This is a genomic window from Brevundimonas aveniformis DSM 17977 (assembly GCF_000428765.1).
GTDB lineage: Bacteria > Pseudomonadota > Alphaproteobacteria > Caulobacterales > Caulobacteraceae > Brevundimonas > Brevundimonas aveniformis.
In genome coordinates this window covers 175535-194773 of the sequence record NZ_AUAO01000001.1, presented here as the reverse complement: position 1 = coordinate 194773, position 19239 = coordinate 175535, and the positions used below count along the sequence as shown (strand labels likewise).

At 64.6% G+C, this 19239-nt stretch carries 22 protein-coding genes; 7 read left to right on the top strand and 15 right to left on the bottom strand.

The annotated features are described in order from the left end of the window. Window positions 1-19: 19 nt before the first annotated feature. The 4 genes from G391_RS0100965 to G391_RS0100950 all read right to left on the bottom strand — a co-directional run bounded on the left by G391_RS0100965 (window position 20) and on the right by G391_RS0100950 (window position 2320). A complete protein-coding gene (locus G391_RS0100965; protein WP_029085852.1) occupies window positions 20-577 on the bottom strand; it encodes an MAPEG family protein in 558 nt (185 codons plus the stop codon). A gap of 281 nt (window positions 578-858) precedes the next feature. After that, window positions 859-1227: a class I SAM-dependent methyltransferase gene (locus tag G391_RS15740; protein ID WP_211226456.1), complete on the bottom strand. Its 369-nt coding sequence runs from the start codon at window positions 1225-1227 to the stop codon at window positions 859-861. Beyond that, entirely contained in the window at window positions 1224-1682 is a 459-nt protein-coding gene (gene lspA, locus G391_RS0100955; RefSeq protein WP_029085851.1) for a signal peptidase II, read from the bottom strand. Before lspA ends, G391_RS15740 begins: the two co-directional genes overlap by 4 nt. After that, entirely contained in the window at window positions 1679-2320 is a 642-nt protein-coding gene (locus G391_RS0100950) for a cation efflux transmembrane domain-containing protein (RefSeq protein ID WP_211226455.1), read from the bottom strand. The genes lspA and G391_RS0100950 overlap by 4 nt, the downstream gene beginning before the upstream one ends. A gap of 46 nt (window positions 2321-2366) precedes the next feature. Between G391_RS0100950 and G391_RS0100945 the strand changes: the two genes are divergently transcribed. Continuing rightward, window positions 2367-2813 (top strand): MerR family transcriptional regulator, encoded by a 447-nt coding sequence (locus G391_RS0100945; protein ID WP_029085849.1) that lies wholly within the window; start codon window positions 2367-2369, stop codon window positions 2811-2813. Window positions 2814-2908: 95 nt separating this feature from the next. Here G391_RS0100945 and G391_RS0100940 read toward each other — a convergent pair whose 3' ends face one another. The 6 genes from G391_RS0100940 to G391_RS0100915 all read right to left on the bottom strand — a co-directional run bounded on the left by G391_RS0100940 (window position 2909) and on the right by G391_RS0100915 (window position 10816). Then, window positions 2909-3454, bottom strand: a complete 546-nt coding sequence (locus tag G391_RS0100940) for a class I SAM-dependent methyltransferase (RefSeq protein ID WP_169719082.1) — start codon at window positions 3452-3454, stop codon at window positions 2909-2911. 230 nt (window positions 3455-3684) lie between these two features. Continuing rightward, window positions 3685-4593: a cation diffusion facilitator family transporter gene (locus G391_RS0100935; protein WP_035303454.1), complete on the bottom strand. Its 909-nt coding sequence runs from the start codon at window positions 4591-4593 to the stop codon at window positions 3685-3687. Beyond that, window positions 4593-5180 carry a cation efflux transmembrane domain-containing protein gene (locus G391_RS0100930; RefSeq protein ID WP_035303452.1) on the bottom strand — a complete coding sequence of 196 codons (588 nt, stop codon included), beginning with the start codon at window positions 5178-5180 and terminating at the stop codon, window positions 4593-4595. Before G391_RS0100930 ends, G391_RS0100935 begins: the two co-directional genes overlap by 1 nt. Further along, entirely contained in the window at window positions 5180-8389 is a 3210-nt protein-coding gene (locus tag G391_RS0100925) for an efflux RND transporter permease subunit (RefSeq protein ID WP_029085845.1), read from the bottom strand. The genes G391_RS0100930 and G391_RS0100925 overlap by 1 nt, the downstream gene beginning before the upstream one ends. A gap of 10 nt (window positions 8390-8399) precedes the next feature. Continuing rightward, window positions 8400-9566 (bottom strand): efflux RND transporter periplasmic adaptor subunit, encoded by a 1167-nt coding sequence (locus tag G391_RS0100920; protein WP_029085844.1) that lies wholly within the window; start codon window positions 9564-9566, stop codon window positions 8400-8402. Further along, window positions 9566-10816, bottom strand: a complete 1251-nt coding sequence (locus G391_RS0100915; RefSeq protein ID WP_029085843.1) for a TolC family protein — start codon at window positions 10814-10816, stop codon at window positions 9566-9568. Before G391_RS0100915 ends, G391_RS0100920 begins: the two co-directional genes overlap by 1 nt. A gap of 231 nt (window positions 10817-11047) precedes the next feature. Between G391_RS0100915 and G391_RS15530 the strand changes: the two genes are divergently transcribed. Beyond that, window positions 11048-11185 carry a hypothetical protein gene (locus G391_RS15530; protein ID WP_156893811.1) on the top strand — a complete coding sequence of 46 codons (138 nt, stop codon included), beginning with the start codon at window positions 11048-11050 and terminating at the stop codon, window positions 11183-11185. Window positions 11186-11380: 195 nt separating this feature from the next. Here G391_RS15530 and G391_RS0100910 read toward each other — a convergent pair whose 3' ends face one another. Further along, window positions 11381-12079 (bottom strand): IS6 family transposase, encoded by a 699-nt coding sequence (locus G391_RS0100910; protein WP_029085842.1) that lies wholly within the window; start codon window positions 12077-12079, stop codon window positions 11381-11383. 299 nt (window positions 12080-12378) lie between these two features. Beyond that, the gene (locus G391_RS0100905) at window positions 12379-12822 is read right to left on the bottom strand and encodes a MerR family transcriptional regulator (RefSeq protein WP_029085841.1); all 444 of its coding nucleotides are present in this window, start codon (window positions 12820-12822) and stop codon (window positions 12379-12381) included. Between the two features lie 74 nt (window positions 12823-12896). On the opposite strand from G391_RS0100905, the gene G391_RS0100900 reads away from it, so the two are divergent. From G391_RS0100900 to merA, 3 genes are all read left to right on the top strand, one after another. Next, window positions 12897-13307, top strand: coding sequence for a mercuric transporter MerT family protein (locus G391_RS0100900; protein WP_035303450.1), 411 nt, complete (start codon window positions 12897-12899; stop codon window positions 13305-13307). 19 nt (window positions 13308-13326) lie between these two features. Further along, window positions 13327-13629: a heavy-metal-associated domain-containing protein gene (locus tag G391_RS0100895; RefSeq protein ID WP_245572010.1), complete on the top strand. Its 303-nt coding sequence runs from the start codon at window positions 13327-13329 to the stop codon at window positions 13627-13629. Between the two features lie 136 nt (window positions 13630-13765). Beyond that, window positions 13766-15247: a mercury(II) reductase gene (gene merA, locus G391_RS0100890; protein WP_281168388.1), complete on the top strand. Its 1482-nt coding sequence runs from the start codon at window positions 13766-13768 to the stop codon at window positions 15245-15247. A 197-nt stretch (window positions 15248-15444) separates the two neighbouring features. Here the strand turns inward: merA and G391_RS0100885 are convergent, their stop codons facing one another. Beyond that, complete coding sequence (locus G391_RS0100885) at window positions 15445-16137, bottom strand: IS6 family transposase (RefSeq protein WP_029085837.1); 693 nt, start codon at window positions 16135-16137, stop codon at window positions 15445-15447. Between the two features lie 210 nt (window positions 16138-16347). Beyond that, window positions 16348-16581 (bottom strand): hypothetical protein, encoded by a 234-nt coding sequence (locus tag G391_RS15965; RefSeq protein WP_029085836.1) that lies wholly within the window; start codon window positions 16579-16581, stop codon window positions 16348-16350. A 93-nt stretch (window positions 16582-16674) separates the two neighbouring features. Between G391_RS15965 and G391_RS0100875 the strand changes: the two genes are divergently transcribed. Together G391_RS0100875 and G391_RS0100870 are read left to right on the top strand one after the other, a co-directional pair. After that, the gene (locus tag G391_RS0100875) at window positions 16675-17481 is read left to right on the top strand and encodes an AraC family transcriptional regulator (RefSeq protein ID WP_029085835.1); all 807 of its coding nucleotides are present in this window, start codon (window positions 16675-16677) and stop codon (window positions 17479-17481) included. Between the two features lie 105 nt (window positions 17482-17586). Beyond that, complete coding sequence (locus tag G391_RS0100870) at window positions 17587-18519, top strand: CPBP family intramembrane glutamic endopeptidase (protein WP_029085834.1); 933 nt, start codon at window positions 17587-17589, stop codon at window positions 18517-18519. 298 nt (window positions 18520-18817) lie between these two features. Here the strand turns inward: G391_RS0100870 and G391_RS0100860 are convergent, their stop codons facing one another. Next, entirely contained in the window at window positions 18818-19234 is a 417-nt protein-coding gene (locus G391_RS0100860; RefSeq protein ID WP_029085833.1) for an acyl-CoA thioesterase, read from the bottom strand. Window positions 19235-19239: the final 5 nt, after the last annotated feature.

Sequence of the window (19239 nt, the reverse complement as noted above, 5' to 3'; positions counted from 1 at the left end):
AGAACGACCCACCTACCGTTCAATTGAGCAAGTTCAGTGCCATTAGCACGATTGCGTATCCGTAAGCAGCGACCATCGGGAGAGCGGTCACGGCTACACCAAAAGCACGGCCGCCGGCGCCGTGCGGATAGCCGCGCAAGAAAGTCGCGCGTCCGATCGCAAAGAGGATGACTCCGCCGACGATCAGCGAGAGATCGTCGCGGGGCGCAAGAGTCGCCAGCGCCAGATAGGCCCCGATCGCCATGACCGCCTGCTCAAGCGTGTTCTGGAGGAAGGCGACCTTTATGGCCAAAGCTGGGCTGGGCGGGCCATAGGCTGAGCCCCGGTAATCCTCGGCGAAGCGATATCGACCGCTGGCTACAAGCCGCACCCCGATCACAACCCACAGCAGGACGAAGACGGCTGCCTGGAGCGCGAATGCGATGCGCTCCGCCAATCCGTCGGGGAACGTCCAGACGAGTGGCAAGTACCAGCGCGCGAGGACTAAGACCGTGGCGCAGAAAAATAAGGCGCGAACCGCTTGCCGCCTGACGCGGTGTTGCTCGATGCGAAGCTCTTCGGGCGTCAATGGCATCATAGCGGTCGTGTGGCCTTATAGAGGGATATGGAGCCGGTCGGCGTCGGGATAACCCTGTATTCGACTACATCGGAAAAGCCCGCCTCGCGCATCAGCTGAGGCAACATTCCGCACGCGTTCGGCTCCGTATTCTCAACCCCATCGAGGGCCTGGATGATCCGAAAGAGGGCGCGCATGGGGGCGGTTCGCTGCTCTCCGTAGTCGGCTATGTGAAGTTGGCCACCCGGTTTCAGCGCCGCAAACATTGCGGCGAAACCGGCCCGCTTTTCAGCCATCGGCACCTAATGAAACACGAGGCTTGAAACGATCTTGTCGAAGCCAAAGCCGGCACTCGCCGCGTCCCTCGCGAAGCCGGGGAGGAACGTAACGCTCGCTGCGAACGCCGCAGCCTTCGCTCTGGCTCGCGCGAGGATGGCGGGGTCGGGGTCGAGCCCGACTATGCGGGCTCCGGGCGCAGTCCTTGCGAGGAGAACGGCCAGAGTTCCGGTGCCGCAGCCCACATCCAGGATAGTGTCTTCTGCCTCGGGCGCGACCGCATGCGCCAAGGCGACGCGCCACCGCCGTTCGCGGGTGAGAAGAGGAAGCGCCAGATCGTACAGACCGGTCCACTCAGCGCGTCCTGATGCGGGCGTGTAGGCGGTCGTGCTCATAGCGACGTTCGGTGACTGGACTCCCAAACCAAGAGTCCTACCCCGACCACGATGGCGCTATCCGCCAGGTTGAAGCTCGGCCAGTGGACGCCCCCGGCATGGAAATCCAAGAAATCTGTAACGGCTCCCCGCAACACGCGGTCGAGCAGATTGCCGACAGCGCCCCCTACCAGTAGGGCCAGAGCCCCGCGCATGACGTTGTTCGTCTCGCGGAATAGCCAGATCGAAAAGCCGATGGCGATCGTCGCCGTCAGAACGATCAGCGGCCACGGGCCCCAGCCAAGGTCAGCGCCCATGCCGAAGACCACGCCTTCGTTAAAACCGAGCGTCAGGTTGAAAAAGGGCGCGACCTCGACCGGACGCCCAGGGGTCAACGCCTCGCGGGCCATAGCCTTGGTTAGCTGATCGATTGTGCTGACTGCCGCGATGGCGGCGATCGGGAATGCGTCTCTCATGCGCGCGCCTTCCGCAAATCCTTGCGGGCATCCCGAACGATTTCAGTGGCGGAGTGAAGGAACAGGAGCGCGATGCCGAAACCGACCACTACGTCCGGCCAACGGGTCGCTGTCACGACCACCAGTCCAGAAGCGGCGAGGACCGCAATATTTCCGATGGCGTCGTTTCGACTGTAGAGCCACACGGCCCGTACGCTCGCGTCTCCTTTCCGGTGCTTGAGAAGGAGCAGCGCTGCTCCGACGTTCACGGCGAAGCCGAGAATGCCGTAAAGGCCCATCCCGAACGGCTCGGGAACGTCTCCGGAGAACACGCGCAGAATCGCTGATCCCAGCGCGAACAGCCCAAGCGCCCCGAGCGCCAGGCCCTGCCATAGACTGGCTGCTGCCCGGATGCCCGCAGCCTTACCAACCAGCAGCAAGCCAATGCCGGTCGCGAGCGCGTCCCCCAGGAAGTCGAGCAGGTCGGAGCGTACCGACACCGACCCGCCGGTGGCGGTCACGACCACACCGACCACGAACATCGCCGCGTTCATCGCCACGACGAGCCAGAGGACACGAACATATTCGGGCGTGTTCGCCGCCTCCACGGCCTTCGCGCCACATCCGTCTTCACATCCCGCCATGACCACCTCGCTCATTGAATCATTGTACGCTACATCCTCCAGTCACTAGAGGATCAAGCACATGCCGGGGATGTCGATCGGAGCGGTGTCGCGGCGAATCGGGGTGAAGGTTCCTACGATTCGTTTCTACGAGGAGGCGGGCCTTCTGCGACCGCCGCCACGCGCGGCGAACGGTCGTCGCCAGTTCGGCCATAGCGATGAACGGAGGCTCATGTTCGTTAAGCAGGCGCGTCATTTGGGGTTCTCGCTCGACGAGGTTAGGTCGCTGCTACGTCTCGCCGATCATCCGGAACAGCCGTGCGAAAGCGCGAGCGAGCTCGTTGCGCGACATCGAGCGGCCGTGGAAGAGCGTCTCTTGCAGTTGGAGGCGCTCAAGCAGGAGCTTGACGCCCTGGACGTGAACTGTTCCGCCGTGGGGCGGGACTGCCGCATTGTCGAAGCTCTGACGGCTGGGCTTGACGACAATGGCAAGCCCAAGGTCGCCGGCCTCTCCGACGCAGGAAACTAGACTTTCGATTCCGACACGCGAGGTTTTTGGGATCTTGCTTAGGATCGGGATTTCGGCGCGTCAGACGACCCCGCCCGACGATAGCCCTGTCTGCATTAGCGGGACTGTTCCGCTCCCCGCGACACAGGCTTTTCAAACAAGGCCGTATAGTTCCATTTCGGCCCCTGCCGACCGAGAGGGCGAAATCCCGCCCCGGTCATCAGGTGGCCGAGCCGGGCTGGCCAGATAATGTCCGGGTCGGGCAACTGCTCGTGGACTGCGATCATGCCGCCAGGTCGCAGCACCCGGTAGAAGGAAGCCAATCCGTCCTTTGGGCAGGGCAACTCCCCAAGGACAGTCACGAGCACGACGACATCGAAGCTGGCATCGTCGAATGGGAGCGGGCCGCAGGCGTCCGCTGCGATGCTTTGCACATGCCCCGGAAGCTGGCCGCCAAATTTTTGCGCCGCTTGCGCCAGCATTTCGGGCTGCAAATCTAGCAGTTGGAGACGCCCCTCGGGAACGCGACGCGCAAGCTCAAGACTGAAGTATCCGGAGCCTGGACCCACCTCTAACACCCGGCTTGTGGAATTGAGCCGAAGGCGATCAGCCAGGGCTGCCGGGGTGATCATCAGACGCCGCAGCGGATTATCGAGGAACAACGAAAGCTGATGAGGAAATACCCCTCGCCGGACAGCCCCCCAAAGGCTTGGCCCCGTCATTGCTCGTGAGTCCTCTCCGTCCGCGGCTACTCTGCGTTCTCGGTCAAGCTTGAGCAAGACACCATACTTGCTGCCGCCATGTTGAAGAGCCCCGGCCTGCCTCGATACCTTCTGCCGGCCTACAACGAATGCTGGAGGGGAGGCCCGGCTAGTGGCGTGCTTTTTTCACGTCAGCGGTGCAGCCCTCCGGCATCAGCGCTCGTCGGCTCGATCTGGATGGTCGAGTGATGCACGCCGAACTGCTCTTCGAGCAGCCTCTTTATGGCTGTGCGCACCCCATCGGCATCCACGCCTTCCCGGACTACGGCGTGCACCGTCGCACTGGGTTCGTCCGCGCCGGTGATCCAGACGTGCAGGTCATGCAGGCTGGTCACGCCGTCGATCGCGCTGAGAGCCGCCCTGACCTCGACGACGTCGGTCCCGCGCGGCGCTCCCTCCAGAAGGACATGTGTAGTGTTGCGCAGGAGCACCCAGGTTCTCGGCAACACCCAAAAGCCGATGCCAATCGCCACGACGGGATCGATCCATCGCCAGCCTGTCAGCATCATGGCCACCGCCGCGCCGATGACGCCGACAGAGCCCAGCATGTCGGCCCAAACCTCCAGGTAGGCTCCCTTTACGTTGAGGCTCTTGTCCTTGCCCGCCGACAGGATGCGCATGGAGATCAGGTTGACCGCCAACCCCGCGCTCGCGACGAGCAACATGCCGAGTGACTGAACCGGCTCAGGGTCCGTGAAGCGCTTTACGCCTTCATAAAGCACATAAAAGGCGACACCGAAGAGCAGGATCGCATTGAACGCCGCCGCCAGAACCTCAAAGCGCCGATAGCCGAAGGTGCGCCGATCATCCGCTGGCTTTTGACCGATCCTGATCGCCGCCAAGGCGATGGCGAGCGCGACCACATCGGTGAACATGTGTGCGGCGTCTGACAGCAAAGCGAGGCCGTTGAAGACGAAGCCGCCGACCACCTCGGCGACCAGGAAGGCGGTAGTGAGGAGGAGCGCAATCGTGATCTGCCGGGCGCTGGCCCCGGCGGTGTGATCGTGAGCCTCGCCGTCGGCGTGTTGGTGCCCGGCCATCAGCGCGCCCTTTCCACTTCGCGGGCCTCTCGCAGGATTTCCACGCCGCCCTTCAAGCCAATCGCCGCCACGATCAATCCGACCAGGAGGTCGGGCCATGACTGGTCGAGCCACATGACCAAGCCACCGGCGAGGAGGATGCCGCCGTTCGAGGCGAAGTCGTTGAGGCTGAAAGTCTCGGCTGCTTTCATATTCACGTCTTTGCTCTTCTGCCGTCGGATCAGGATCAGGCACGCGAGATTTATGGCGGCGGCCACCAACGCCAGGCCCATCATCGTCCAGCCGACGGGTTCGGCTCCCATGATAGCCCGCCGCACCACGTCGATCAGGACGCCAGCGGCCAAGATCAGCAGCATGATCCCCGACACCCTCGCCGCCCGCGTCTTCCAGACCAGCGCACGGCCCACGGCGAGGAAGCTGATGAGATAGACCGCCGCGTCCGAGGCGTTGTCGAGGGCGTTGGCGAGCAAGGCGCTTGAGTCCGCCGCCAGGCCCCCAAAGCCGAGCCCGACGGCCAAGAGCGCGTTGAGGATTAGAACCGCGAGCAAGGTGCGGCGCTGTAGCGGTTCATCGTCGGAGCAGCCCATCAGTCCTCGATCCCTTCTGCTTTGCGGTGCTTCACGGCCTTGGCCGCGAAGGTCGGGAGCACAAACAATGTCAGCAGCGTCGCTGTCAGAAGACCACCGATCACTACGGTCGCCAGCGGTTTCTGGACCTCGGCTCCTGCCCCGTGCGCAATCGCCATGGGAATGAAGCCGACGATGGCGACCAGGGCGGTAGTCAACACGGCTCGCAGACGGCTGGCGGCTCCCTGTATGGCGGCTTCCACGGCCGGGAGCCCCTGATCGAGGCGCTCGCGGATGGCCTGCATCAACACCAGTCCGTTCAGGGTGGCGACGCCGGAGACGGCGATGAAACCGACCGCAGCGGACACCGAGAAGGGCATCCCCCTGAGCAGGAGCGCCAAGGCTCCGCCCACGAGGGCGAGCGGCACGCAGGCGAAGACGAGACCCGCCTCCGCGAATGATCCCAGCGCCATGAAGAGGAGGAGGCCGATCAGGATGAACACCACCGGGACGACGAGCCCCAGCCGCTGCTCCGCGCGCTGAAGGTTCTCGAACTGACCGCCCCAGTCCAGATAATATCCGGGCGGAAGGTCGATCTCGGCCACGCGCTCCTGGGCCTCGGTGACGAAACCGCCGAGATCGCGGCCTCGGACGTTGGCCTGAACGACCATCCGACGGCTGCCGTTGTATCGGCTGATCTGGTTCGGGCCTTCCTCCGTCTGGATTTGAGCGACCGACGACAAGGGCACGACCTGCCCCGTTTCTGTGACCACGGGCAGCGCCGCCAGGGCGGCGGGATTGCTCCGCGCCGCATCCGGGAGACGCACGACGACATCGAACCGTCGGTCGCCTTCAAAAATCTGACCCGCCTCCGCTCCGCCCACCCCCGCCGACACCGCTTCGGAGACATCGGCGGCGGATAGGCCGTAGTTGGCGGCGGCGAAGCGATCCACGCTTACCGTCAGGGTCGGCAGACCCGACGCCTGTTCCGCCCGAACATCGGCGGCTCCCGGCGTATCATTGAGCACCTCTGCGACCTGATCTGCGATCTGCTGGAGGGTGTCGAAATCCTCGCCATAGACCATGACCGCCATGTCGGTGCGGACACCGGAGATCAGTTCATTGAACCGGAGTTCGATGGGCTGGCTGAACTCGAAGGCGTTCCCAAGCTGCTGGGATGCGGCTTCCTCGATGCGTTCGATCAGTTCCTCCTTCTCAAGGCCCGGATCAGGCCAGTCGGAGCGATCCCGGAGATTGATCACAGCGTCCGTGATGTTGGCGGGCATGGGATCGATGGCGGCCTCGGCTGTTCCCGTGCGCGAAAACACGGTCTCGACCTCGGGCATGGCGGCTATGGTGCGCTCCAGGTTCATCTGCATCGCCAGCGACTGTTCAAGCGACGTAGAAGGCACCCGGATCGCCTGCATGGCGATGTCACCCTCATCCAGCGTCGGGATGAACTCTCGTCCGAGAACCGCGAAGGCAGTTCCGCCTATGGCGAGCGCGGCCACCGCGCCGATCAGCACGGCCCTGGGACGGGCGACGGCCTTCCGGATCGCAGGCTCCAGGCGACGGCGAACGAAGCCGATGATTCGCGTCTCGTGCTCGCCGTGTCCGTCCGCAGCGAGTTTGGGCTCGCGGACTAGCAGCGCCGCCATCGCCGGGACGAATGTGAAGGAGAAGATGAAAGCGCCGACAAGGGCCAGCATCACTGTCGCGCCCATCGGGATGAAGGTCTTGCCCTCGACACCCTCCAGCAGGAGCAGGGGCGTGAACACCAGCAGGATGATCAACTGACCGAAGGCGGCAGGGCGCACCATCTGCCGCGCCGACTGGACCGCCACATCGAGCCGCTCTCGCCGGGTCAGCAACCGGCCGAGGTCGGCCCGCCGCTGAGCCAGCATCATCAGGGTGTTCTCGATCACCACCACCGCGCCATCTACGAGAAGACCGAAGTCGAGTGCGCCCAGGCTCATCAGGTTTCCGCTGATCCCGAAGCGGTTCATGCCGATGACCGCGAACAGGAAGCTGATCGGAATCATGAGAGCCGTGATCGAAGCGGCCCGGATGTTGCCGAGCAGCAGGAAGAGCACGAGGATGACCAGCAGAGCGCCCTCGGTCAGGTTCCGCGCCACCGTCTGGATGGTCGCGTTCACCAACGCGCTGCGGTCCAGCACCACCTCCGCCTCGATGCCGGGCGGAAGCGATGACGACACCTCCTCCAAGCGTTCTCGTGCTGCTTGGGCCACCGTGCGGCTGTTGCCGCCCGCGATCATCAGCGCGGTGCCAAGGACCGCCTCGTGACCATCCCGGCTGGCCCCGCCCAGGCGGGGAGCCTGCCCGAGTTCGACCGTCGCCACATCCGCTACGCGAACGACAAGCCCCGCCCGGTTGACCACGGGGGCCTGGGCCAGATCTTCGACTGTGGAGGCCAGCGCGTCCGTGCGAACGACTAATGCCTCCCCTGCCCTCTGGATGAACCCCGCGCCCGCTTGGGTATTGGCGCGTTCCAGCGCCCTAACGAGATCGCCGACGCCCAGGCCGTAGCTTGAAAGGCGACCCGCGTCGGGCCGAACGGCGTATTCCTTCACGTAGCCGCCGTTCGTATCAACCCCGGCGAGGCCGGGCGTGGAGCGCATCTGCGGCGCGATGATCCAGTCCTGGACCGTTCGGAGATATGTAGCCCGCTCTGCGGGCGTCCTTAGAAGGTCGCCCTCCGGGGTGAGAAAGAGACCACCCGCCTGCCAGCCCGGCTGGCCCGGCTGGGCCATGTTGTCGGCGTTGAACGGCGTGAAATCGACGGTCCACATCAGGACTTCGCCAAGGCCCGTAGTAATGGCCGACAACATGGGTTCTGCGCCGTCGGGCAGGTCTCCCTGGACCTGTTCCATCCGCTCAGACACCTGCTGCCGAGCAAAGTAGATGTCCGTCTGATCAGTGAAGATGACAGTGATCTGAGAAAAGCCGTTGCGGCTGATCGAACGTGTGCTCTCCAGGCCCGGTATCCCCGCCATGGCCGTTTCGATGGGGTAGGTGACTTGGCGCTCGATCTGCTCGGGCGCGAGCGCTGGCGCCACGGTGTTGACCTGCACCTGACGGTTGGTGATGTCGGGCACCGCGTCGATAGGCAGCCTTGTCAACTCGAACAGCCCGTAGGCCGAGACGACCGCGACGGCGAGCACGACGAACCAGCGAAAGCGGACGCTGGCCTCGATGATGAACTTGAACATCCGCGCCCCCTTAGTGACCGTGCTCGGCGCTGCCCGCGCCCAACTGAGCCTTCAGAAGGAAGGCGTTGCGTCCCGCGATGCGCTCGGTGCCAGTTAGGCCCTGAACGATCTCGACGCGGTCCCCGGACGCGCGGCCCGTCAAGACCGGCACGGCTCGGAAGCCGTCGTCGGTGCGCACGAAGACGACCGTGCGCCCCTCGACCGTCTGGACCGCATCGGTCGGCACGGTGAGGCCGTTCGTCGAGCCGGTCACGACCGCGCCCGTTACCGCCGATCCCGCCGGGAGGGCGATGATGCCGTTGGCGCGCGCGCGAATGAGCGTGGCGTTGCTCTCCTCTCCCGTGTCGGCGGCGACGCCGGTCACAGTAGCTTGGAAGCCGCCGTTGGGACCATCAACCCGCAGCGTCGATCCTACCTGCACCTGAGACGCTACTGAGGGCGGCGCGTTGAAGATCAGTTCGAGACGCGAGGGATTGGACACCTCCGCCACGATCCCCGCCTGAGGCACGAAGCCGCCAGGGCCGACCTGGACGTTGGTGACGACGCCGGAGATCGGGCTCACGACCTGGACCCGTCCAGAGGCTGACGGGCCTCCGGCCGCTTCAACCCGCGCGCGGGCGGCGCGAGCGGCGGCCTGGGCGCTTAGCGCCTCCGCATGAGAGACCTCCGCTTCGCGTTGAGCGACCACGCCCTGTTCGGCCAGTTCCTCGTCTCGCGTGTGAGCCTGTTCGGCGGCCACATAGGCAGCCTGAGCCGCGTCAGCTTCTGCGCGAAGGCTCGCCGCGTCGCCGCTGACCAGAATGACGAGCGCCTGTCCGGCGCGCACCGACTGGCCAGGGGCGACCAGCACCCGCTCCACCCGTCCGCCTATGTAGGCTGCGACCGCAGCGCGGGCATCCACCATCGGTTCGACGCGGCCAGCGATGTGGGTTTCTTCACCGCCGCCGCGCCCGACGGCGACCACCTCGATGTCGGCTGCCTCGATCTGTGCGGGCGTCAGGTCGATGTGACCTTCTTCGCCCCCCTCTTCAGCGTGACCGTCCTCTCCATCGGCATCTTCGTCTTGGGCGGCCTCGGGAGCGCCCATCATGCGGAAGGCCGCATAGCCGCCACCCACGACGACAACGGCGGCGATGGCACCGGCGATCAGCCAGCGCGGAGATGTGAACGAGCGCATTAAAGCGAGCCTCCAAACGGGATGCGGCCATCAAGCCGCGCAAGATCGATTTCCGCGCGGACGCGGGCGAGACGGGCGTCGATGGCGGCGTTGCGCGCTGCAATCAGGGCCGACCTGGACGCGCGCAGTTCAAGCTGGGAAATGCGACCGGCCTCGAAGCCAATCCGGGTGAGCCGATACGCTTCCTCAGCGGCCGTAACCCCGCCGTCAGCCGCGCGCACTCGGCTGGCGGACCCGGCCAGACGCGCCATGGCGGCGGCCCTGTCGGCGACAGCCTCCTGTCGGGCCTGATCGACGCGCGCCTCGGCGGCGCGAAACTCGGCATGGGCGGCGTCGATGTTGCCTCTGTTCCGGTCGAACAGCGGAAGTGGAACACTGACCCCGAAGGTCAGGGCGGTGGCGTCCTCCGCCTCGAACCGACGAAAGCCAACCGAGGCCGTCACATCCGGGAGCGCACGGACGCGCTCCACTTCAATGCGTTCCTCGGCCACGTCTCGTTCGGCTTGCGCCACCTGGACCCCAAGGGTCTCGGAGGCCGTCACTCCGCTGGATGACGGAGCGCGATCCAAGAGGCTGTCTTCGATGGACGTGATCGGGGCAACGAGCATGGCGACTGCCGTGAGCCGGGCGAAGGCGGCGTCCCGTTCCGCCTGGGCTTCGTCATAGGCCGCGCGGGCGGCGGCCACTTCGCTTTCCGCCTGGAGCCCGCGCACGAGAGGCTCGCGGCCCTCCTCGACCAAGGCAAGGGCCGCGCGCCCGTCTGCCAAGGTAATGCTGAGCATTTCTTCGGTGAGAGCGAAGCGCCGTTGAGCGGCCTCCGCCTCAGCATAGGCTAGGGCAAGGCGCGAAGCCGCTTCCACGCCCGCCGCGTCTCGCCGCAGCCCGGCGACCCCGGCTTCTGCACGAGCGACATCGATGCGCGCCCGCCGTCGCCCGAATAGTTCGAGGTCTTGGGAAACCGACAGCGTCGTCTCAGCTGCGCCGTAACCTGTGAAGGGACCGGAGCCGAGCGCGTTCTCAATGTCCAGCGAGAGTTCGGGATTTGTCCGAACGCCTGCCTGTCGGACACGAGCCTCCGCCGCCTCGGCCAAAGCTGCGGCTTCAAGGTTGAGAGGGGCCGCGTCGGATTGGCCGACGAGACTGTCATAGGAAGGAGCGGGGTCGGCGAGCGCCTGACCTGCGTAAGCTGCGATCAACGCGGCTACGGCGCATCCCGTCGCGCGAAGCGACGAGGAGACGTGGATTGTCATGGATGTGTCCCGATGAGCATGAATGACGAACGGCGCGCATCAGCGCGCGGAGCGTCAGGCTCTCGGGGGGCGGATCAAACCGTCGGGGGCCAATGAAGCGAACAGAAGGCCGGGAGGAAGCGTAAGGCTCACGGCAATCGTCGCCGGTTCGGGATCGTCCGAACCCATAGGCGGCACATCAGCGAACCCATGGCAGTGGCCGTGCCCGCACCCGTGCGCCACATCTGACGTATGAGAAGCGTCATCCTGGGAATGGACGCCATCGGTCATAACCGCCTCGCAGCGATCCACCCCTTCCAGTCCACAGGTCGCCGTATCCACCAACGGTCCGGCCACAAACAGGCCGAGGATCAACGCGAAAAGCGCTGACACAAGAGGGGAACGGGTGCGGGTGAGGATCACAAGGCGGCCATAGCACGCGGGACTGGCGCAGTCCAGGACAGTCCGATGTTGATCAGGCTTCGCCAGCTATGAGCCGATGCGCCTCGGCAAGGAGCGTGAGCGTCGAGCCAGCGTTGTCAGCTTAACTGAGCGGGCTCGCACCGAGGTCTGGGTGCGCTTGTCTTATGCCGCTGCGCTCGCTTGGGTCCAAACGTCATTCGCCGCGCTGCGGAAGGTCCGGAGGGTGTCTCGGCTGATCAGGTGACGCTGGGTGTAGAAGGTGTTGTAGACGCTGGCGTGAGTGGTGAGGAGACGTTGGGCTGAGCTCTGTGACTTGAAGAGTTGCATCTTCCGCTCCCGCCGTCGGATCGGCAGGTGCGAGTTCTCCGCCCTGTTGTTCTCTCGGAGCCGGCCGGGACGGTGGACACCATCGAGTCCAAGTTCCCGCAGAGCCGAACCGTATGACGCCAGGCCGTCGGTCACGATCACCTCGGGCTTTACAGGCTGGTTGCGCAGCAGGCGCTTCAGCAGCTTGAGCGCCGCGTCATGGTCGCGGCGCTTCTGCACCACGACATCGAGCACCTCGCCCTCATCGTCCACGGCGCGCCAGAGGTACATGCGCTTGCCGCCGATGTTGCAGACCACTTCGTCCAGATGCCAGCGAGGGGAGGGGGCCGATCGCCTCCGCTTTAGGTTCCTGGCGATCAGCGGGCCGAACTTGACCGTCCAGCAGCGGATGGTCTCGTAGCTGACCTCGATGCCCCGCTGGGCGAGCATCTCTTCGACGTCCCGAAAGCTCAGCGTGAAGCGGAAATAGAGCCACACCGCATGACGGATGATATCCGGCGGGAAGCGGTGCCGCTTGAACGATATAGGACGCATCAAACCCTTGCCTCACAGGGCTCTCAGCGGCCCTAGTGGAGACAAGTTAGCGTTAGACTGACAGCACCCCTCCGAGACACGCCCGAGCGTCAGAGCCGGAAAGGCGACTCTCACAAGTTCCAGTGCGAGACGTTCGAGGCCGCCGAGAACTTGGCCCACGATTTCGTGCCGGACGAAGTCGAGGTCTGCAAAGTGTGTCTGGGCAGCTACCACCGTCTCGACACCGGTCGCGGACGTGGCGGTAACAATCTCAAGCACTGACGCGCGTTAGGAGCAGCATTGTCGCGGCAGACGACAGCCTAGTGTGGTGCTTCGATTTCGATCGAGAACAGGGACTCGATAATCGGGCAGTCGGGCGTCGAGCCGTCGGCGCAGCGGGCCACCATTTCGGAGAGAACTCGCTCCATCGCCCGCAAGCTGGCGATCTTGGAGCGCACATCGGTCAAGTGCCCGGCGGCCACTTCGCGGGCTTCGGAACAGGGTCGATCCCGTTCTTCCGCCAAATCCAGCAGGGCTCGAACCTCGTTGAGCGTGAACCCGAGATCACGAGCCCGCCGAACGAAGTTTAACCGAAGAAGGTGGCCCCCGCCGTAGAGGCGGTGCCCGCCCTCGCTACGAGCGGGCGCGGGGATCAACCCGATGCGCTCATAGTAGCGAACGGTTTCGATGTTGACGCCGGTGCGGCGCGACAGCACGCCGATCGCGAACTGCGGCGTCGTGTCACGCAGAGCCAACTTGTCCATCGCCATTAAACCCCTTGTATCTGTAGTCACTACAGACCCTATCTTGCCTCCATCGACATGTGAAGGAGTGCGCAATGGCCGCCACGAACGGCATCGAAGAACCCAACGGAAACCCCGTGACCCCAGCCGACAAGACGTCCGGCCGTGTCTGGCTAGTGGTCGGAGGCTTCGCCGCCGCGATCGGCGCATCGTCCTGTTGCGTTCTGCCGCTCGTGCTGTTCGCGCTCGGCGTCAGCGGTGCCTGGATCGGCAACGTCACGGCCCTCGCGCCTTATCATCCCTACTTCGTCGTCGCGGCGATCGCATTCCTGGGGGTTGGTTTCTTCCGGGTCTATCGTCGTCCTCGCGGCGCGTGCGCCGAAGGCGAGACCTGCGCCCGACCGGGCTCTAGCCGACTCGTCAAGATCGCGCTTTGGACGGCGACCGTGCTCGTCGCCATCGCCGTCGTGTTCCCTTATGTTGCGCCGCTGTTCATCGGCGCGTGAGTTCCTGGAGATGAAGACTATGACCCTTTCCATCCGCGCCGCTCTCGCCGTTGCAGCGGCTCTTTTCAGCACCGAAACGGCTCAGGCCGCCGAACGCACGGTGATCCTGGACGTCACCAACGTGTCCTGTGTGACATGCGCCCCCATCGTTCGACGCACGATCTCGCGCGTTCCGGGCGTCACGGCCGTATCCGTGAACGCTGGAGCCGCCGGACGGGCCGTGGCGACCGTGACCTACGACGACGTGCGAGTGACGCCGGCGGCCTTGGCTCAAGCCTCGACTAACGCAGGCTATCCCGCTCGTGTTCGGGCAAGTCGGTAACGGCAGCCTCGTTTCGCTTCTTGTTGGCATCATCGGACGAACATCCGCGATGTCATGCAGCGTTACTTCCTAGCGCGCTTACCCGTTACGGACCCGCCCGTCGTCGCTCCCGTCGTGGGACGCTAGGTCTGTTCACTTGTCGAACGCCGCCCAATGGCGGGCACATGATTTGAAAGCATCGAGCAGTATGAGTGAATGTTGCCCTCCCTCGCAGGACGCCGCAGAGACCTATGATCTGGTCGTGATCGGCGCGGGCTCGGCTGGCTTCTCGGCCGCCATTACAGCGGCCGAGCAGGGCGCAAAGGTGGCGCTGGTCGGCGCCGGAACGATCGGCGGAACTTGCGTGAACGTCGGCTGTGTCCCGTCGAAAGCGTTGATCCGAGCGGTCGAACCCCTGCACCAAGCGCGGGCCGCGAGCCGTTTCGACGGTGTGAACGCCAAGGCCGAGATTAGCGCGTGGTCCCAGGTCACTCGCCAGAAGGACCAACTGGTCAACGATCTGCGCCAGGCGAAATACGAAGATGTCCTGCAAGGCTACGACGCCATCACCTACTACGAAGGCGCGGCGAGACTCGTCGAGGGCGGCGTAGAGATCGACGACGTCCGGCTCACCACCGACAGGGTGATCATCGCGACCGGATCGCGACCAGCGATCCCCGCGATCGCTGGGATCGACTCCGTCCCCTATTTGACCAGCACGACCGCGCTAGAACTAGAGGCTCTGCCGCAGTCCATGCTGGTGGTAGGCGGCGGATATATCGGAGTGGAACTGGCACAGATGTTCAGCCGGGCGGGCGTGGGGGTCACGCTCGTGTGCCGGTCGCGACTTCTGCCGGAAGGTGAACCCGAGATCGGCGAAGCGCTGCAAGGCTATCTGTCAGACGAAGGCGTCACCGTGGTCGCGGGGGCGGTCTACGAGGCCATCAGCCATTCCGAAACCGGAGTGTCGCTCGCCCTTACGCAAGGCGGCAGCCGAAGACTTCTCACCGCCGCGCGCGTGCTCTTGACGACAGGCCGGGTTGCCAACTCGGATGGCCTCGGTCTTGCTGAGTTAGGGGTCCGCGTCTGCGACAACGGAGGAATCGTTGTGGACGACCGGATGCGCACGACTCGCCCCGGCGTCTACGCCGTCGGTGATGTCACCGGGCGCGACCAGTTCGTCTATATGGCGGCCTACGGCGCCAGGCTGGCCGCCCAAAACGCCCTCAACGGCGACAGTCTGTCATACAACAACCTAGCGATGCCGGCGGTGGTGTTCACCGATCCCCAAGTCGCCACGGTCGGGCTCACGGAAGCCGCCGCGCGGGCGGCCGGGCATGATGTTCAGACTTCGATGATCACCCTGGATCACGTTCCTCGTGCGCTCGCGGCCAGGGACACGCGGGGGCTCATCAAGTTGGTGGCGGATCGCGGCACGCGGCGCCTCCTCGGCGCGCACATTCTTGCGCCGGAAGGCGCCGACAGCATCCAGACCGCAGCGGTGGCCATTAAGTGCGGAATGACGGTGGAGCAGTTGGGCGACACGATCTTCCCCTATCTCACGACCGTCGAGGGCCTGAAGCTGGCCGCGCTGACGTTCAACAAGGACGTCACCAAACTTTCCTGCTGCGCCGGTTAAGGGGCGAGACCCGATGCTTTCCGGTGCGCCACCTGTCGGCTGCTGTGCGCTTGATCCAGTGATCTTCGGCGTCCTGGGACTCATGCTCGTCGTCACGGCTCTGGCTGGTTGGTTGATCGCGCGTCTTCAGGCTCGGCTCCGACGCCAGCGTTGTCAGCTTAACCCCCGCCGGCCAAACGCAGCCCTCTCCTCCCCGCTTAAGCAGCGGCGGCCGCCCACGCGCCATGCGCCTCCGCGCGGAAGCGACGGAGGGTGTCTCGGCTGATCAAATGTCGCTGGGTGTAGAAGGTGTTGTAGACGGCGGCGTGGGTGGAGAGGAAACGCTGGGCTGAGGCCTGGCTCTTGAACAGCTGCATCTGCCGTTCTCGTCGTCGGATCGGCAGGTGCGAGTTCTCCGCCCTGTTGTTCTCCCGTAATCGGCCGGGGCGGTGGAGATGGCGCAGGCCGAGCTGGTCCAGCGCGGCCGTGTAGGACTGCAAGCCATCGGTGACGATCACCTCGGGCTCCACAGCCTGATTACGCATGAGCCCGCGGAGCAGCTTCAAAGCGGCGTCAGTATCCCTGCGCTTCTGGACCACTAGGTCCAGCACCTCACCTTCGTCGTCGACCGCTCGCCAGAGATACAGGCGTTTACCGCCGATCGTGCAGACCACCTCGTCCAGGTGCCACCGTGGTGAAGGGGCATGACGCCGGCGCTTCAGGTTCCTGGCGATCTGCGGGCCGAACTTGATCGTCCAGCAGCGGATGGTCTCGTAGCAGACATCGACGCCGCGCTGAGCCAGCAGCTCCTCGACGTCCCGGAAGCTCAGGTTGAACCGAAAATACAGCCACACCGCGTGGCGGATCACGTCCGCCGGGAAGCGGTGTCTTTTGAACGAAAGCGCAGTCACGAACCCCAGCCCGATAAGGGCTCTCAGGCGGCCCTCAGTGGAGACTTGTTAGCGTTAGACTGACAGCACCGCCAGCCCCCGCCAGAAAAACGGTGCTGTCAGGGTAACCGCCTCCGCCAAAGCTAGCCCAACCCCCGCTGTTCTACGCGGTAGCCGCCGCCCATGCGGCATCCGCTTCGGCGCGGAAGCGGAGAAGGGTGGGGCGGCTGATCAGGATCCCTGGACGTTGAGCGTGTTGTAGACGCCGGCGTGGTTACCGAGGAATTGCTGGGCTGAGGACTGGCTCTTGAAGCGCTGCTGTTGCCGTTCTCGCCGTCGGATCGGGAGGAGGGAATTCTCGATCCGATTGTTCTCCCCCAACCGGCCCGGCCGATGGATCTGCCACACCGCATGACGGATCACGTCAGGCGGCAAACGGTGGTGCTTGAACGAGATCGGCGGCATTGATCCCTGTTCCAGAAGGCCCCTGCGGTGCTTCTCACCGGAGACGTCCTGGCGTTAGAGTGACAGAAGCTCTGCAGGAGGTTTTGGGGCGGCATGTCGTGTGACGAGACGAGCTGGATTGTCCGGGCACCGGGCGACCTCGAACGGTTTGAAGCATGCCTGAACGGGGCAGCCTACGGTCCACACCGGCACGACACCTACGCCATCGCCATAACCGTCGCGGGGGTGCAGAGCTTCTCCTACCGCGGATCGCGGTGCCATTCGCTGCCCGGTCAGATCGTGGTTCTCCATCCCGATGAGATGCATGACGGTCACGCCGGGGACGGGGGACACTTCCGGTACCGGAGCGCCAGCGTCGCACCTTCCGCGCTTCAGGAGGCGCTCGGCGGACGCGCTCTTCCTTTCGTTGCCGAGGGCGTTTCTGACGACGCGCGACTTCACGCGGCCGCCACGGCCCTGATCGGTGATCTCAACCAGGCCCTCTGTGGGTTCGAGTATGATCAGGCCATGCTCGACCTCGCAGAGGCCCTGTCAGAGCTTGGGAGTGAACAGATGTATCACGGGCGGGTCGACCTCCAGGCGGTGGCGGTGGCGCGCGCGTTCATTGACGCCCACCCGGACACCAATGTCCGACTTGATGATCTCGAACGCGTCAGCGGACAGGATCGTTGGCAGCTCTCGCGCGGATTCCGGGCGCTGCTGGGCGTCAGTCCCTATCGCTATCTGATCTTCCGCCGCCTCGACACAGCGCGGGCCATGATGAACGGCAGAACCCCGCTTGCAGAAATCGCCGTTGCCAACGGGTTCTCTGACCAGAGCCACCTGACGCGACATTTTCGGAGCGCCTACGGCCTGACGCCGGCGCAATGGCAACGTTTGAATCGGTCGGGACCGGAATGAGACGATTTCGAAAGCGGCGACCTCGAAACCACCGCCCCGCGTGAGTGCGTGCGGCCGCGCACGATCATTCTATAACGGACGCGCGCCCTGGTTCAGTCTTCGGGTATGAACCTCAAAACCATTTACAGCACCTCTCCCGCGCGCGGCTGGCTTCCATGGGGACTTCTCGCTCCCGTCATCTGCCTCGTTCTCGCCATCGTCACCGACATTCCGGCCAGCCTATTGCTTGAGCGGCTCGGCTTTGTTGATGCGAGCGGCGAACCCGTCGGCTCCCAAGGCCTTATGGCGTTGCTTCTGGTGTCCTTCACCGCCTGGATGCTCGCCGTTGCAGCGTGGATAGCCTTCGTCGAGCGGCGCAATGCCGGCACGATCGGCCTCACGAGACCAGGTGCGGCGGCCGGGTTCTCCGGCGGCCTGGTCGCTGGCGTTGTCATGCTGTCGGCTTTGGTGGCATGTATCTGGTTGGCTGGCACCTACCAACCTGGCGCCCTGTTTCCGGCCGCTCAGTCCCCTGGGGCGCTTGTCGCGATCGCCGGACTCTTCGTGTGCTTCACCGTTCAAGCCAGTATCGAAGAAATCATTTTCCGTGGCTGGCTCATGTCGGTCATCACACGCCGCATGAACCTCATCCTTGCCGTCCTGCTATCGTCGCTTTGTTTTACCCTGCTTCATTTTTCCCGGGGGCAGCCCTGGCTCGTCACCGGCAATATTCTGCTGTTCGCTCTCTTCGCAAGCGCGTGGTCAATCTCATCCAACAACATCTGGGGCGTGATGGGATGGCACGCGGGATGGAACTGGATATTGGCCACCGGCTTCGATCTGCCGGTCACCGGCCTCGACGCGGGCGTGCCCGCGCTCACCGTCGCGCTGGACCCAACTGGAACGGACCTTCTGACGGGCGGCGCGCAGGGCCCGGAGGGAAGCATCGTCTGCACGCTATTCCTCGTCTGCGGCATTATCTTCTTTGCGTGGCGCATCGCCCGAAAACGCAGAGACGTTGGATCGGACGACGGCACACCTGCGGGCGCGCAGACTTGACGATGCGGCCAGGCGCATCCACGGTATTCTCCCCCACGCCATTATCCTTGATGTGAATATCTGGTTGGGGCCGTGATTTATCCCGATCATCATTGCCGACACGGGCCGCGCCTACTGGACCTTCCGCGGCAGGGCTCCCCACGCGGGGTCCGCTGATGTGGCGTGGCGTCGGGCAGGGCTTTTGGTTTTGCGGGCTGGGGGCGGCGGGGATCCGCGCCCTGGCGATCGCAGCCCGCTTGCTGCGGGCGATCATGCGGGCCGTCGCGGCCTGATCCCGTCGACCGAAAGAGAACCCGGCTCACATCTGGTCAGCTAAGCTCTGTTCAAGCGCCCGTCGCAATTCATCGGGCCATGGCACGGGTCGGTGCGTCTCCAGCGACGTGGCCACGACCCGGTGGTCTGCGCGCCACAGCACCTCGCCATTGGCCACGACCCGATGGCGCAGATCCATTGACGTTCGCCCCACCTTCACGACCTCCAGGTGAAACGTCATGTCATCGCCGTGGAACCCTGGCTTTTCGAACGTCAGGTTCAGGGTCACGGTCGGCGTGCCGATCTTCTGTTCGGTCACCATCTGGGGCCACGGGTGGCCGAGGTCGGCAAAGAAGGCCTCCAGCACCTTGACCAGATAGTCCAGATAGGTCGGGAAATAGGCGATGCCGGACGGGTCGCAGTCGCCGAACGCCAGGGTGCGGGAGGTGGAAAAGCCAGCCATTTGCG